Annotated in this window: 15 protein-coding genes and 1 pseudogene; 5 read left to right on the forward strand and 11 right to left on the reverse strand. The window is 69.7% G+C overall.

The window, feature by feature from the left end:
* Positions 1 to 93: 93 nt before the first annotated feature.
* Entirely contained in the window at positions 94 to 1,515 is a 1,422-nt protein-coding gene (locus QMO76_RS30395) for a PLP-dependent aminotransferase family protein (RefSeq protein ID WP_306364792.1), read from the forward strand.
* A gap of 61 nt (positions 1,516 to 1,576) precedes the next feature.
* On the opposite strand, the gene QMO76_RS30400 is transcribed toward QMO76_RS30395, so the two are convergent.
* Entirely contained in the window at positions 1,577 to 1,891 is a 315-nt protein-coding gene (locus QMO76_RS30400) for a hypothetical protein (protein ID WP_306364793.1), read from the reverse strand.
* 250 nt (positions 1,892 to 2,141) lie between these two features.
* On the opposite strand from QMO76_RS30400, the gene QMO76_RS30405 reads away from it, so the two are divergent.
* On the forward strand, positions 2,142 to 2,552 hold the full coding sequence (locus QMO76_RS30405; protein ID WP_306364794.1) for a hypothetical protein: 411 nt from the start codon (positions 2,142 to 2,144) through the stop codon (positions 2,550 to 2,552).
* Positions 2,553 to 2,728: 176 nt separating this feature from the next.
* Here the strand turns inward: QMO76_RS30405 and arc are convergent, their stop codons facing one another.
* Positions 2,729 to 4,489: a proteasome ATPase gene (gene arc, locus QMO76_RS30410; protein ID WP_306364795.1), complete on the reverse strand. Its 1,761-nt coding sequence runs from the start codon at positions 4,487 to 4,489 to the stop codon at positions 2,729 to 2,731.
* 244 nt (positions 4,490 to 4,733) lie between these two features.
* Between arc and QMO76_RS30415 the strand changes: the two genes are divergently transcribed.
* Positions 4,734 to 5,210 carry a hypothetical protein gene (locus QMO76_RS30415; RefSeq protein ID WP_306364796.1) on the forward strand — a complete coding sequence of 159 codons (477 nt, stop codon included), beginning with the start codon at positions 4,734 to 4,736 and terminating at the stop codon, positions 5,208 to 5,210.
* A gap of 199 nt (positions 5,211 to 5,409) precedes the next feature.
* Here QMO76_RS30415 and QMO76_RS30420 read toward each other — a convergent pair.
* Positions 5,410 to 5,781 (reverse strand): annotated as a pseudogene (locus QMO76_RS30420) (Gfo/Idh/MocA family protein); the annotation flags it as partial.
* 24 nt (positions 5,782 to 5,805) lie between these two features.
* The gene (locus tag QMO76_RS30425) at positions 5,806 to 6,639 is read right to left on the reverse strand and encodes a tRNA (adenine-N1)-methyltransferase (protein ID WP_306364797.1); all 834 of its coding nucleotides are present in this window, start codon (positions 6,637 to 6,639) and stop codon (positions 5,806 to 5,808) included.
* Positions 6,640 to 6,794: 155 nt separating this feature from the next.
* Here QMO76_RS30425 and QMO76_RS30430 point away from each other — a divergent pair, with 155 nt between their 5' ends.
* Positions 6,795 to 7,688, forward strand: coding sequence for a PD-(D/E)XK nuclease family protein (locus QMO76_RS30430; RefSeq protein ID WP_306364798.1), 894 nt, complete (start codon positions 6,795 to 6,797; stop codon positions 7,686 to 7,688).
* Here QMO76_RS30430 and QMO76_RS30435 read toward each other — a convergent pair.
* The 6 genes from QMO76_RS30435 to QMO76_RS30460 all read right to left on the reverse strand — a co-directional run bounded on the left by QMO76_RS30435 (position 7,665) and on the right by QMO76_RS30460 (position 13,020).
* Entirely contained in the window at positions 7,665 to 7,907 is a 243-nt protein-coding gene (locus QMO76_RS30435; protein WP_306364799.1) for a hypothetical protein, read from the reverse strand. The genes QMO76_RS30430 and QMO76_RS30435 overlap by 24 nt on opposite strands.
* A 137-nt stretch (positions 7,908 to 8,044) precedes the next feature.
* Entirely contained in the window at positions 8,045 to 8,896 is an 852-nt protein-coding gene (hisG, locus tag QMO76_RS30440) for an ATP phosphoribosyltransferase (protein WP_306364800.1), read from the reverse strand.
* 87 nt (positions 8,897 to 8,983) lie between these two features.
* Positions 8,984 to 9,265 carry a phosphoribosyl-ATP diphosphatase gene (locus QMO76_RS30445; protein ID WP_306364870.1) on the reverse strand — a complete coding sequence of 94 codons (282 nt, stop codon included), beginning with the start codon at positions 9,263 to 9,265 and terminating at the stop codon, positions 8,984 to 8,986.
* A 132-nt stretch (positions 9,266 to 9,397) separates the two neighbouring features.
* The gene (locus tag QMO76_RS30450) at positions 9,398 to 11,230 is read right to left on the reverse strand and encodes a choline/carnitine O-acyltransferase (RefSeq protein WP_306364801.1); all 1,833 of its coding nucleotides are present in this window, start codon (positions 11,228 to 11,230) and stop codon (positions 9,398 to 9,400) included.
* Positions 11,227 to 12,087: a class I SAM-dependent methyltransferase gene (locus QMO76_RS30455; RefSeq protein WP_306364802.1), complete on the reverse strand. Its 861-nt coding sequence runs from the start codon at positions 12,085 to 12,087 to the stop codon at positions 11,227 to 11,229. The genes QMO76_RS30450 and QMO76_RS30455 overlap by 4 nt, the downstream gene beginning before the upstream one ends.
* A 24-nt stretch (positions 12,088 to 12,111) precedes the next feature.
* Positions 12,112 to 13,020, reverse strand: coding sequence for an arpA protein (locus QMO76_RS30460; RefSeq protein ID WP_306364803.1), 909 nt, complete (start codon positions 13,018 to 13,020; stop codon positions 12,112 to 12,114).
* 257 nt (positions 13,021 to 13,277) lie between these two features.
* Here QMO76_RS30460 and QMO76_RS30465 point away from each other — a divergent pair, with 257 nt between their 5' ends.
* Entirely contained in the window at positions 13,278 to 13,511 is a 234-nt protein-coding gene (locus tag QMO76_RS30465) for a hypothetical protein (RefSeq protein ID WP_306364804.1), read from the forward strand.
* A gap of 103 nt (positions 13,512 to 13,614) precedes the next feature.
* Here the strand turns inward: QMO76_RS30465 and QMO76_RS30470 are convergent, their stop codons facing one another.
* Complete coding sequence (locus tag QMO76_RS30470; RefSeq protein ID WP_306364805.1) at positions 13,615 to 14,307, reverse strand: HAD family phosphatase; 693 nt, start codon at positions 14,305 to 14,307, stop codon at positions 13,615 to 13,617.
* Positions 14,308 to 14,330 lie beyond the last annotated feature (23 nt).

Consider the following 14,330-nt stretch of genomic DNA (forward strand, 5'->3'; position numbering starts at 1 on the left):
CCGCTGTGTTACAGAATGACGGAAACAGTTTCGTAACCGTAAATCCTCGGGGTGGCCGTGGTCGCGCCCGTGCCGCCATCGCAGAATGACGCTGTGACAACCGAACTCGGCCCGCTCGACACGACCGCCCCCGACCCGGCCACCACGGGGTTGTTCGCGGGTGTCCACGACCGCACCGCCGCCGGTATCGCCGCCACCGTCGGCGGCCGCATCCGCTCGGGCGCGCTGTCGCCCGGCACCCGGCTGCCCACCGTGCGCGAGGTGGCGCGGGAGCTGCGGGTCTCCCCGGCCACCGTCACCCAGGCGTGGCGGGCGCTGGCCGCCGCGGGCGCGATCGTGGCGCGGGGGCGGGCGGGCACCTTCGTGGCGGACGCGCCCGCGCGGCCGGTGGCGGCGGGAGGGCGCTATCAACGGCTGCACTCACGGTCCGACAGCGTGTTCCGGGTCGACCTGTCCCGGGGCATTCCGGATCCGGCGCTGCTGCCCGATCTCACGGCGGCGCTGCGCCGGCTCGGCGACGACGACTCCATCGACGACCTGTCCGCCACCTATCTGGGCGAGGCCATGCTGCCGGAGCTGGATCGGGTGGTGCGCGCGGACTGGCCGTTCCGGCCGGACCGGCTCACCGTGCTCGACGGGGCGCTCGACGCCATCGACCGGCTGCTGACCGCACAGGTGCGCCTCGGGGACGCGGTGGTGGTCGAGAATCCCTGCTTCCCACCGTTTCTGGACCTGCTGGCGCGGCTGGGGGCGCGGGCGGTCCCGGTGGAGTTGGACGAGTCGGGCATGCGGCCGGGCGAGCTCGCGGCGGTGCTCGCCGAACACGCCCCGACCGCCCTGCTGCTGCAACCCCGCGCCCAGAACCCCACGGGCGCTTCGCTGTCAGCCACCCGGTTGCGCGAACTCGCCGATGTGCTCGCCCAGCACGATCTCGTCGTCATCGAGGACGATCACTCCGCGGGCATCGCCCACGCTCCGCCCCGCTCCCTGGGCACCCGGCTGCCGCGGCACACCGTGCACGTGCGCTCGTACTCCAAATCCCATGGCGCGGACCTGCGTCTGGCCATTGTCGGCGGCCCGGCCACACTGCTCGACCCGGTGATCGAGCGTCGGATGCTCGGCCCCGGCTGGTCCAGCCGCCTGCTCCAGCGCGTCCTGCTGCACATGCTCACCGACGACGCCGCCCGCGCCCGGGTCGCCGCCGCGCGCGCCGAATACCGCCGCCGCACCACGGCCCTGCGCAAAGAGCTCTCCCGCCGAGAGGTTTCGGTCTCCCCCGCCGACGGAATCAATCTGTGGCTACCCGTCCTCGACGAATCGGCGGCCATGATCTCCCTCGCCGCCGCCGGCGTCAAGGCCGCCCCCGGGACCCCGTTCGAGGTGATCGGCCTGCCCGCCAGCGACCACCTGCGCATCACCCCCGCCGCCGTGGCGGACACCGATATCCCTTGGCTCGGTGCGGAATTGGCGGCAGCGGCCCAGGCCGCGCCAACCTATCGGCGCGTGCGGCGCTGACCACCGCCGGGCCGCGTGGCCGCGCCGACAACGCCGCGGCCACGCGGTCACCCCGCACGGGTCAGAAGGTGACTACCTGCCAGGTCTGCAGTGTGAACGGCAGGTCGCAGCTACTCCAGGACTGCTGCGCGCCGACCGCCGGATTGCCCCAGCGTTCGTAGCTGGAGAACCAGGACCACCATGCCCAGCAGGTGATGCGCACCTGGTGGTGGACGAGGCCCGCGCACTGGGAGTAGGCGGCGGTGGCGGCGACCGGATTCACCGAACACCAAGGACCGGGTTGCGCTTGTGCGGCGGGGGCGACGGCGAGGGTGCCCGCCCCGAACAGAGTGACGGCGGCGGCGCTCACCACCATCCGCTTCAGCTTTGCGTTCATGACGACCTCCGGGTTGGGCCGATACCCCGACCGCCAGCGGCCCACGCGCTGTGTTCCCTACGTGAGCTATATCACCTCGATCGTCCGATCGTTACGCGGATCGCGCCGAGCAGCGGTCCGGAACGGGTGCGAATCCGCCCGATCGGTGGCGCGGACACCCGTAACAGCGGCATGATCGGTCCTCGATTCCCCAGCGGTGCCATACCGCCATTCGACCGATAGTGACCGATCGCCGACAGTGGGAGAGCCGATGACCTCGATTGCCCGCAGCATCACCCGTATCACCGCGACCGCCGCCGTCGCCGGAGCCGCCCTCGCCCTGGCAACGGGCGCGGCCGCCGCCGACGACTGGCCGGTGCAGCAGCCGAACAGCCCGGTCTCGGTCTTCGAGGCCGAGGGGTTCCTGACCCCGACCGACCTCGACTACTGGAACCCGCTGAACACCGGCTACCGCCTGACCTCGCCCTACGGCAACAGCACCCGCATCGTGTGCACCGCCTTCCACGGCGTGATCATGGAGTGCTACCAGGCCGACCGGGACGGCAATCCGCACCGGCTGGCCCGGCTGCCGTTCAACTTCCCGAATATCACCGGGTCGTCGCAGCCCGGCGGCGGTCCCAGCCATTTCGTGTACCCGGGCTATCTGCCCGGCGTCGGCTGACCCGCACGCGACCGCCGTCCCTCGACACACCGATGCCGCCGTGACGGGCGCGGACCCCTGCGCATCCCGGGCCACAGCGCCCCCGCGTACCGTCCCGGTGACAGCGGACGGGGCGCGCCTCCCGAAGGAAACGCGCCCCGTGCGTGTCGTACCGCTTACAGGTCGTGTCGTACCGCTTACAGGTACTGACCCGTATTCGACTCGGTGTCGATCGCCCGGCTGGCCGAGGCGTTCTTGCCGGTCACCAGCGTGCGGATGTAGACGATCCGCTCGCCCTTCTTGCCCGAGATGCGGGCCCAGTCATCGGGATTCGTGGTGTTGGGCAGGTCCTCGTTCTCGGAGAACTCGTCCACGATCGAATCGTAGAGATGCTGGAGCCGCAGGCCCGGATTGCCGGTTTCCAGGACGGACTTGATGGCGTACTTCTTGGAGCGGTCCACGATGTTCTGGATCATGGCGCCGGAGTTGAAGTCCTTGAAGTACAGGACCTCCTTGTCGCCGTTGGCGTAGGTGACCTCCAGGAAGCGGTTGTCCTCGCTCTCGGCGTACATCCGCTCCACGACCCGCTCGATCATGGACTGCACGCACTTGCCGCGGTCGCCGGGGAACTCGTTGAGATCGTCGGCGTGCAACGGCAGTTCGTCGGTGAGGTACTTGGAGAAGATGTCGGCCGCGGCCTCGGCGTCCGGGCGCTCGATCTTGATCTTCACGTCGAGACGTCCGGGGCGCAGGATGGCCGGGTCGATCATGTCCTCGCGGTTGGACGCGCCGATCACGATGACGTTCTCCAGGCCCTCCACACCGTCGATCTCCGACAGCAGCTGCGGCACCACGGTGGTCTCCACGTCGGAGGAGACGCCCGAGCCGCGGGTGCGGAAGATGGAGTCCATCTCGTCGAAGAACACGATCACCGGGGTGCCTTCGCTGGCCTTCTCGCGAGCCCGCTGGAAGATGATGCGAATGTGACGCTCGGTCTCGCCCACGAACTTGTTGAGCAGCTCGGGACCCTTGATGTTCAGGAAGAACGACTTGGCTTCCTTGGCGTCCTCACCGCGCGCCTCGGCGATCTTCTTCGCGAGGGAGTTGGCGACGGCCTTGGCGATCAGGGTCTTGCCGCAACCGGGCGGGCCGTAGAGCAGCACGCCCTTCGGGGGCCGCAGCGCGTACTCGCGGAACAGATCCTTGTGCAGGAACGGCAGTTCCACCGCGTCGCGGATCTGCTCGATCTGGCGCGTCAGGCCGCCGATGTCCTCGTAGTCGACATCGGGCACCTCTTCCAGCACGAGGTCCTCGACCTCGGCCTTGGGGATGCGCTCGAAGGCGAAGCCCGCCTTGGTGTCGACCAGCAGCGAATCGCCCGGCCGCAGCTTACGAATCGGGGAATCCGGATCGTCCAGATTGTCGACGTCGACCAGACCCGACAGCGGGCCGGACAACCACACCACGCGCTCCTCGTCGGCATGGCCGACCACGAGGGCGCGGCGGCCGTCGTCGAGAATCTCGCGCAGCGTGCCGATTTCACCGATGGCCTCGAAGCGTCCGGCCTCCACGACGGTCAGCGCCTCGTTGAGGCGCACGGTCTGCCCGTAGGTGAGTTCGGAGGTGTCGATATTCGGTGAGCACGTCAGTCGCATCTTGCGCCCAGAAGTGAACACGTCGACCGTCTGATCGTCGTACACCCCGATGAGAACGCCGTAGCCGCTGGGCGGTTGCCCGAGGCGGTCCACTTCCTCGCGGAGGGCGACCAGTTGCTGCCGCGCCTCTTTGAGGGTGTCCATCAGCTTGGTGTTGCGAATTGTCAGCGAATCCACCCGGGCTTCCAATTCCCGTGTGCGATCCGGCGTGTCGGCGAGTTGCCTCCGGAGTGCAGCCGCCTCGGCGCGTACTACCTCGAGTTCCCTCCAGGCTGCCGAATCCGAATGTTCGATGGGGCTCATGATGCTGCTCCTCCCAGTCCCGGTCTATCAACGCTACCGGGGACAAGCCGTTCCCGCTTTCCGACATGGTTTCGTCGTGATCACATCTAGGCTGCGGTCACCGGGCCGGACGACCATGTTAGCCTGCCCTAACCTGTTTCCGGCGAGCTATTTCGCCGACCGAGCCGAAAGGGTGCTATCGATGCTCCTTCCCAGCAGTCGTACCCGTTACCGGGTTAACGCCACAAGGACGCTTCGTGTTTCCGTGGCTACCGTCGCGGCGGCCCTCGCCGTTACCGGAACCCTGGCGGGCTGCGGCTCGGACGACACCGATTCCGGGTCCACGACCGCTCCCGGCAGCGTTTCGGCCACCACGGTCGCACCAGACGATAATGCCGCCGCACCCGCCGCCGACGCGGCGGAGTTGCAGTCCACGCTGACCACGTTCGCCGATCCGGCGGTTCCCGCCGCGGAGAAGGCGAAACTCGTCACCGACGGCGACAAGCGGGTGGCGCTCATCGAGCAGATGAACCAGGGCCTGGCCAACTACCAGGTCTCCTTCACCGTCACCGAGGTGCGGCAGGACGGCGACCGCGCCGACGCCGAGGTGGATGTCACCAGCCCGCACGGCACCATGCCCGGCGTGGCCATGACCTGGGAATACGACGACAGCACCTGGAAGATCTCGGACGCCTCCGCGTGCACCATCCTCGGTATGGCGCGCGCCGCCTGCCAGCCGTAGCGCCCCGGGGTCCCGAGCCGGTCAGCCCGCCGCCGACGACACATCCGGCACCGGCACCGGCCGGGAACCCCGCCGCGAGCGACGCCGCGCCCGCGACGCCGACCAGGGAGGCGGCCACCGCCGCCCGGACCGGGACGGCCGACCGCAGCAGCCGCACGTGCGGGTGCAGCACATAGTTCTCGGCGAAGGAGTAGGTGGCGGTCGACCGCTCGGCCGCCGCGATCAGCCGGAAGCCCTCGTCGTCGCTCGCACAGGCGGCCGTTTCGGACAGCACGTGGATGCCGCGCTCGAGGAACGCCATCGCCAGCGGAGCGTGCGCGTCGAAGTCGTTGGCCAGCACGACCCCGTCGATATCGGCGTCGAGCAGCTCCCGCCACCCGGCGGTGGTGCGGGCGGCGGGGAATCGCCAATGCGCCGCCGCCAGCCGCGCCGGATCCCTATCACACAGTGCGGCGACGGTGATACCGGCGCGTTCGGCCCATTCACCCAGATACAGCCCCCGCAGCAAACCCACGACACCAATGCGCACGCGCTCCACCCTGCCCCACGAATTCCACGGCCGACAAGGCATTTTCGACCGACCGCGACCCGCCCCTCACCCCTTGGACGGTCGCCGCTGCGGTTTGGGCGCCACCACCCCGTCGGCCAGTCGCCGCGCGCTCACCAGGAACGCCGTATGCCCCTGCATGCGGTGTTCGGGCCGCACCGCGAGCCCGACCACGTGCCAGGGCCGGATGAGCGACTCCCATGCCCGCGGTTCGGTCCAGCACTGCTGGCGGCGCAGCGCCTCCACCACCTCGGAGAGCTGGGTGACGGTCGCGACGTAGACGATGAGCACGCCGCCGGGGATGAGCGCCTTGGAGACGGTGTCGAGGACGTCCCAGGGCTTGAGCATGTCGAGGATGACGCGGTCGACCTGCTCGCCGGAGTATTCGGCGAGGTCGGCGACGGTGAGGTCCCAGTTCGCCGGGCGTTCCCCGAAGAACTTCTCGACATTCTTGACGGCGTGTTCGGCGTGGTCGTCGCGCACCTCGTAGGAGATGACCTTGCCCTCGGGACCGACCGCGCGCAGCAGCGAGCAGGTGAGCGCACCCGATCCGGCACCGGCCTCCAGCACCTTCGCGCCGGGGAAGATGTCACCCTCGTGCACGATCTGCGCGGCGTCCTTGGGGTAGATGACCGCCGCACCGCGCGGCATGGACAGCACGTAATCGGTGAGCAGCGGTCGCAGCGCCAGATACGGCGTGCCGTTGGCGGAGTTCACCACGGTGCCCTCGTCGACGCCGATCAGGTCGTCGTGGCGGATCTGCCCCTTGTGGGTGTGGAACTCCTTGCCCTCCTCCAGGATCACCGTGTGCTGGCGGCCCTTGGCATCGGTCAGCTGCACCCGGTCACCGCTGCGGAAGGGGCCGGTCCGTCTGGCCGTCATGTATCTCCTGTCCCGTATCCATGGGCATGGTCGCTGGCCCTACGTGGTCACGCAGGCTGCCGCCTCCGGGCCTGACCGATCATGCCGTTTGCCGGGCTGTCGCCACGGCGGTCGTCCGACGCACCCTGTCGGTGCCTGGGTTTAGCCTGCCAGGTATGCAGGTGCCCGCGTCCACGACCCCGGATTCCGCGGGCGGTACGCCCCCGCCGTCCGAACCGTTCGTGGGGCGGCGGCTCGCGCTGTCGCCCTCGCGGGCAATCGATTTCAAACAGTGTCCGCTCAAATACCGGTTGCGGGCAATCGACCGGATACCGGAACCACCGTCCAGGACGGCGGTGCGCGGCACCCTGGTGCACGCCGTCCTCGAGGCCCTGTTCGGCCTCCCCGCGACCGATCGGCTACCGGAGGCCGCCGCGGCCCTCGTCGAGCCCGCGTGGACCCGGCTGGTGGCCGACCGGCCCGAGGTGGCGGCGGTGGTGGCCGACGGCGGGCTGCCGGTGCTGCTGGCGGAGGTCGGCGACCTCGTCCGCGTGTACTTCACGCTGGAGGACCCGACCACGGTCGATCCGGAGTCGGTGGAGTTCTTCCTGGAGACCGAACTCCCCGACGGTTCGCCGGTGCGCGGCATCGTGGACCGCATCGACAAGGCGGCCGACGACACCCTGCACATCGTCGACTACAAGACCGGCCGCTCCCCCGCCCCGGCCTACGAGGCCCGCGCGCTGTTCCAGTTGAAGTTCTACGCCCTGGTCCTGTTGCACACCCGCGGCGTGGTGCCCGCCCAGCTGCGGCTGCTCTACCTGGCCGACGGGCAGACGCTCACCTACGAACCGGACGCCGACGAGCTGCGCCGCTTCCAGCGCATCGTGTCGGCACTGTGGGCGGCCATCGACGCGGCCGCCAAGACCGGCGACTTCCCGCCCAGCCGCGGCTGGATGTGCGATTACTGCGACTACCGCGCCCTGTGCCCGGAATTCGGCGGCACGCCACCGCCGTATCCGGGCGTCGCGGACGCGATCGCGGAGTCAGGCGCAGAAGGCGTGGCCTGAGTCGTCCTGGCGCGCCGTGGTACCCGGCGCGCAGGCGCGGACGGTCCAGCGTCCGTCATCGCAGATGGCCAGGTGGGTCCAGTCCCAGATGACGGTCTCACCGCGATCGTGGGCGGGGCAGGGCAGTTCCTCGGCCGCCGCGGGGCCGCCCGGCAACGCGGTCAGGACCGCGGCGGTGCCGAGAACGATTGCGACGCAGGACTTCCGCAGAATGAACATCGAGCCTCCGTGGTGTCGTTCGAGCGAGCGATATGACACGAAGCAAGATGACGCAGGGTCACGCTAACAAGCACCCGCCGCGGATGGCCACGGCGGGTGCTCAATTGTGATGTGGTCGTGCGTGCGCCGCGCCGGAGTCAGAAGGCGCGGCAGGAGCGGATATCGGTGGCCAGAATGGCCTTCGCGCCGAGATCGGCGAGCCGGTCCATGAGCTCGTTGCCGTCCTTGCGCGGCACCAGCGCCCGCACCGCCACCCAGTCCGGATCGGTGAGCGGGGAGACCGTCGGCGACTCCAGCCCGGGGGTGATCCGCACGGCGGCGTCGAGCAGCGACTTGGGGCAGTCGTAGTCCAGCATCAGGTACTGCTGGGCGAAGACCACGCCCTGGACGCGGGCCACCAGCTGGTTGCGCGCCTTGTCGCGCTGATCCGCGCCCTCGGCCTCGATGAGCACGCCCTCGGAATCGCACAGCGAGTCACCGAAGGCGACCAGGTTGTGCTGGCGCAGGGTGCGGCCCGAACCCACCACATCGGCGATGGCGTCGGCCACGCCGAGCTGGATGGAGATCTCCACCGCGCCGTCGAGGCGGATGACCTCGGCCTCGATCCCGCGCGCGGCCAGATCGGCGAGCACCAGATTCGGGTAGGAGGTGGCGATGCGCTTGTCGTGGAGATCCTCGACCTTCCACTCCCGCCCGGCGGGGGCGGCGTAGCGGAAGGTGGAGCGGCCGAAGCCGAGCGAGAGCCGCTCCTGCACCGGTGCGCCGGAGTCGAGGGCGAGATCACGGCCGGTGATGCCGAGGTGGAGTTCGCCGGAGCCGACATAGATGGCGATGTCCTTGGGCCGCAGGAAGAAGAACTCCACCTGGTTGGCCGGATCGAGCACGCTCAGATCGCGGGAGTCGGTGCGCTTGCGGTAGCCCGCCTCGCTCAGGATGGCGACGGCGGATTCGGAGAGGGCGCCCTTATTGGGGACGGCGACGCGCAGCATAGGGTGTCCTTTCGGGACGGGTGGGGGGACGTGAGGACGGCGGTCGAGTGGGGGTCGGCCGTACGGCGTGTACGGCGATTCGGCGCGTCACAGATGTCGGTACACGTCCTCGAGCCGCAGTCCGCGGCCCACCATCAGCACCTGTACCCAGTACAGGAGCTGCGAGATCTCCTCCGCGAGCGATTCGTCGCTCTCGTGCTCGGCGGCCAGCCAGACTTCCCCGGCCTCCTCCAGCACCTTCTTGCCCTGCGCATGCACGCCGGCGTCCAAGGCGGCGACGGTGCCCGACCCCTCGGGTCGGTTGACGGCACGATCCTGCAGCTCGGCGAACAGGGCTTCGAAAGATTTCACGAGCAGATATTGTCGCAGACCAGGACCGGCCCGCTGTGGCCGGGCTGGCGCGCCCGGCCGCCGCCCACGGGTCACATCCCGTTCCGGACGGCAGCGGCGACCGCTCCGGATGCGCCCGACCGGCACGCGCACGCGCCGGCCGGGCGGAGCTCAGCCCGCTGTCGAGGTCTCGGGCACGCGCAGCAGCTCGGTGAGTTCGGCCACCGCCGCCCGCAGGTTGCCCGCGAAGGTGTGCATCTGCGCGGCAACGGATTTGGGTGTGGCGAGGTAGACATTCCAGCGATCGGGCAGCATGACGTAGGCGACGCCGATGCAGGTGGGGCTGGTGGAGCCGAAACCGAAGTACTGGATGTTCACCGACGGCGCGGAGCTGGTGCTCAGATAGTCGTCGCGGGTGATGCGCCAGCCGGGGCTGTCGTAGAACGGCATCGGATCGGTGGCGCCCAGCCGCTCGCCGCGACGGCCCTGGATCAGTTGCAGCTCCCACAGATGCTGTTCGGGCGCCTCCCCACGCTGGCATTCCTTGGCGCGCGCCACATGCGCGTCCGCGGCGGCGCGCAGCGCCTGCCGCCGCCGGTCCGGGTCGGCGTCCGGATCCTCCATGGCGGCGATGAATTCCAGGATCTCCGGGGTCACCACCCGCATGGCCTCGGTGCGGCCGTTGCGGAAGTGGCGGGTGGCGATGGACTCGTAGGTTGCCCCGATCATGCCCTTGCTGCGCTGATGGGCGAGCTGATAGCTGAGCTGGGCGAACGCGTCCGGGGAGATGCCCAGCTCCTTGGCGCGGGCGGTGCCGAAGTCCTCGAAGGACACCGTCGAGGTGGCGTTGTCGGCCGCGTACTGCGCGAAGGACGCCGCCGCGCTCGCGATCTCACGCTTGCGGTCGTCGTCGAGCACGAACACGACCGGTTCGACCGCGGGCATGCCCTGCGGCTGCGCACCCGAGCGGGCCGCATGCTCGGCCACCGGTGTCTCCAGCAGCGCATCGACGAAGGACAGGATGGTGGTGCCGTCCAGTCCGCAGTGCTCGACATTGATTCCGGCGGTGCCGTCGGCGAAGACGACGAACGACACCGCCTTGTCGAACCAGCGGTTGCCGCTGTCCCCGTGCAGCAACTGGTCGCACGCCTGCAGCGTGTCGCGCGGCGCGAAGTCCTCCAGGCAGACGAAGAACAGCGCGGTCTCGATGGTGTCGAGGGCCGCGGCGTTCAACGGCACCGCGCGCAGCGCGCCGCGCACCCGCGCCCATTCCGCCCGGGCCATGGTGGTGAGGTGGCCGGGCGAGGTGTTGACCGGCGCGCGCCGCGCCCCGGCCTTCATCACCGAGCGCAGCCCGTCGACGATGTCGCCGGGGGCGTAGGGAGCGCCGGCCGGGCCGATGACATCCATGCGGAACATATTGCCGCGGTAGCAGACCACGATGTGCCGGGCCTGCGACGGTCCGGGCCAGTCCGGGCTGTAGGGCACCCGCACCCCGTCCTGCGGATCGCCGGGAATCCGGGTCTCGGAGAACAGGAACTTGTGCTGCGCCATGTTCAACCGCTGCCCGCGCTGGGTCGCGGGTGGGACCTGCTCGGCGTCGAGCAGCAGTTTGTAGTTCACCGCCGCGCTCACCAGCGCCCCCGCGCGCTCGGCCTGGTCGGCGGCGGTGGCGGCGGCGAGCACGGTGTCGTCGCGGAACAGGAAGAAGAAATTCGCGTTGAGCGCGATCCGGTCCCGTCGCCCCAGATAGCGCGACGGCCAGAATTCGTCCAGCCAGCTGCCCACCCCGGGAGTGCTGTCGTAGCGCTCGAGATCGGCCTGTAGCGCGCGGGCCGGACTGTCGGGGCGGAGCATGAGCTCGACCGCGGCGGCGGTCGCCGCGTATTCATCGCCGGTGAGCAGTGGTGCGCACCAGTGCAGGAACCGCGTGCAGCTGTCCTCCAGGGTGGGCAGCGGCACCCGGGGCAACTGGTCGTCGTGGGCGAAGGTCGGTTCGCTCAAGAGAGGTCCTCATGGTCGAAGGATAGGGTCGGGGACGGGCGAGACACGTAGAGCTGGGCGTAGAGCCAGCCGTCGGATTCGTGCCCCTCGGTGTCGACGCCGTTGTCGGCCAAGGTATTCAGGACCTGGGTCCGTTCGTCGGCGGCCGCGAAGCGGCGCTGCCGGAACGCCCCGGGCACGCGTTCTGTCCGGTAGCCGAGTTCGGCCAGCCGCGCGGCGATGGGGTCGAAGGAGAACATGCGCAGCACGAAATGCGCCATCCAGGGCAGCTTTCCGCCGTGTGCGCGGGCGACCCGCAGCAGCGTACGGTCGGTGATGTAGCCGACGCAGCCGGTGGAGATGACGAGATCGGCGGTGGCGAGGGTGGCGCGCTGCGCCTCGGTGGGGTCGGCGGATTCGAGATCGGCGTGCACGGTGTCGTGCAGCAGCCCGGCGGCGCGGGCGTAGTCCAGTGCCGGGCGGGAGGCGTCCATGCCGAGGAAGCGGACGCCGGGCAGCCGGTCGGCGGTGGTGAGGCGGGCGCGGTCACGGGCGATGAGGGCGGCGGTGGCGTCCTCCCCGTTCGCCGTGCCGGCCGCGTCCGCGTCGCGATAGTGTCGGGTGAGTTCGGCCATGGTGATGCCCAGCCGCAGCATGGCCGCGTTCACGCCGTAGGAGCAGCCCAGATCGAGGACGGTCGGGGCGGCGATGCCGGTGGCCTCGCGGTAGTCGGAGATGAGGCGCGCGAAGTGCGGTGTCGCCAGTTCCGGTATGCAGTAGTCCAATTCGGCCATCCGCGCGTAGTACTCGCGTGGGTCGGGCCGGTCGTAGATGTGGTCGAACGAGGCTTTCCCGGTGCTGTGCAACGAAACCGGCACGTGTTCTCCTTCTTGGTCGAGCACTCAATCCAGCAGTCGGTCGCCGCGTACGGCCGTCGCGCCGCCCAGGTGCTCGGGCAGCACCCGGCCGAACAGCTGCCGACTGCGTTCCGCGGTACCGATCACCCCGGTGGTCCGGCTGTAGGCGAAGATGGCGGTGTGCCGCTGCGCGGCCCCGGTGACCGGTGACACCCGGTGCAGCGAGTAGCGGCCCTGGAACAGCTGTAGATCCCCGGGGCGCAAGTCCAGGCGGCGAATCAGCTTCTCCCCCTTGCCCTCCAGGACGGCGCGCACATCGTCGAGGTGTTCCGCCTCCGGAGTGCGGATGCCCGGGCAGTATTCGAAGACGCCGCCGGATTCCGGTCGCTGGGTGAGCATGCTGACGGTGAATTCGTTGGTGTCGAAGTGCCAGGGGTGCGACATGCCCGGTGCGACCACGTTCAGGCAGAGCCCCGCCAGCGGGTCGGTGTACTCGTGCAGCTGCTCGAGCTCGAAGCAGTCGGCCACGAAGCGCTGGAAGACCGGGCTGGTGTAGAGCCGCTGGATCAATGTGTGCGCGGGGATGAGATCCCTTGCCACGAAGGCGTTCCCACGCTCGAGCACGATGCGTCCGGGATGCCCCTCGGGTAGTGCGGCGTCCAGCGGGATGTTGTAGGCGTTGACCCGTTCGACGGTGTAGTAGGCACGCGGGGCCAGCTCCGCACCCTCGGCGCGCAGCGTCTCCAGGAATTCCGGGCGCACGAATCCGGTGAGCACGCTGCACCCGTCGGCGGCCAGGTCGGCGCGCACCGCCCGCACCGCCCGCACCCAGCCCGCGCCGCCGGGCGCGTCCAGCGGGTAGCGCTCGATGTCCACCACCTCGGACACCGAATCGCCCACCACCCCATCGCCAGTGGATGGGCACACGTCGGTCCAGCCCCCGCTCGTAGCCATGCCGATCATTCTCACCGGAGGGGCTGTCGGCGCGCCAGGGATTCGCTGGAATCGGTCATCCTGCATACTCACATAGTTTTCCTGAGCCTCAATAGAATTCATGCGAACGGCCAGCGCCGTCGGTGCGACGAACTCCGTGGCCGACAGGTGGTGACCGGTCCGCCCGAGATCACCGATGCCCTCGCGCCCCTGGGGACACCCGTCCTCCCGTGCTTCGATTCGGCGTGACCAGTGACCTCGCGAAGGCGTTTCAGCGAATGGTTCGGCGCCTCTCCTCGGCGTTGCAGTCGACGGCGTCCGATGACGCCCTGCGGCTGCGCTCGAGTATCGCCTGCCCGGAGAACGCGCCGACGGTCTACGAGTCCTTCACAGCCGGTGTACCGGTCACCGCTCCCGCCCGCACCATGGCCGAGGCCGTGCACGATGTCCGCGGTCAGGAAGTGCTCACCGTGGTCACCGGCGGCAATGTCGACCCTGGTCACGGGGTGTGATCACGCCCATGGCGCAGACTGCCCGAGTACCTCGCGGCGGACGGTGCGGATGGCGACACGGCCGCACGGCCCGGTCACCCGCCGATGGCCGTGCTGTCGACCGTTACGCCGGTCGGTTCTCCCGCCGTCGGGGCACGGCCGCGACCCGGCCGAGTTCGGCCACGGTTATGCCGATGAGAGAGTCGCGAAAGACCCGGCCGGACCCGGCGGGGACCGGGATCTCGCACGGTACGACCAGGACCGGGCAGCCCGCTGTTTCGGCGGCCTGGACGCCGGTGGGGGAATCCTCGATGGCCACGCAGCGTTCGGGGGCGACGCCGACCAGTTCGGCGGCGCGCAGGTAGCTGTCGGGGGCCGGTTTGCCGTGCGGCACTTCGTCTCCGCAGACGGAGACGTGGAAGTGGTGGCGGCCCAGGGTGTCCAGGCCGAATTCGGTGAGGGAGCGTTTGGTGTTGGTGACCAGCGCCATGGGCACCTCCGCCGCGGCGAGGGCGGCGAGGGCGTCCCGCGCGCCGGGCCGCCAAGGGATCTCGCCGGTGGTGAACAGCTCGGTGACGCGGCGTTCCAGCCAGTGGCCCGCCTCGCCCAGGGCCGCCGGGGTCGGGTCCAGGCCCAGGCCGTTGAACATGATGCGCAGCGCGTTGGGGCCGGACGCGCCGATCAGCGCGTGCCGGATCTGGTCGGTCATCTCGCGGCCGAGTTCGGCCGCGAGTTCCCGGACGGCGACATCCCAGAGCTTCTCCGAGTCGAGCAGGGTGCCGTCCATATCCCAGAGAACGGCGGCCGGGCGGGTCATCGGAGCAACTCCTCGGGGTCGGG

It is taken from the genome of Nocardia sp. CC227C (assembly GCF_030767025.1).
In the GTDB taxonomy this organism is placed as follows: domain Bacteria; phylum Actinomycetota; class Actinomycetes; order Mycobacteriales; family Mycobacteriaceae; genus Nocardia.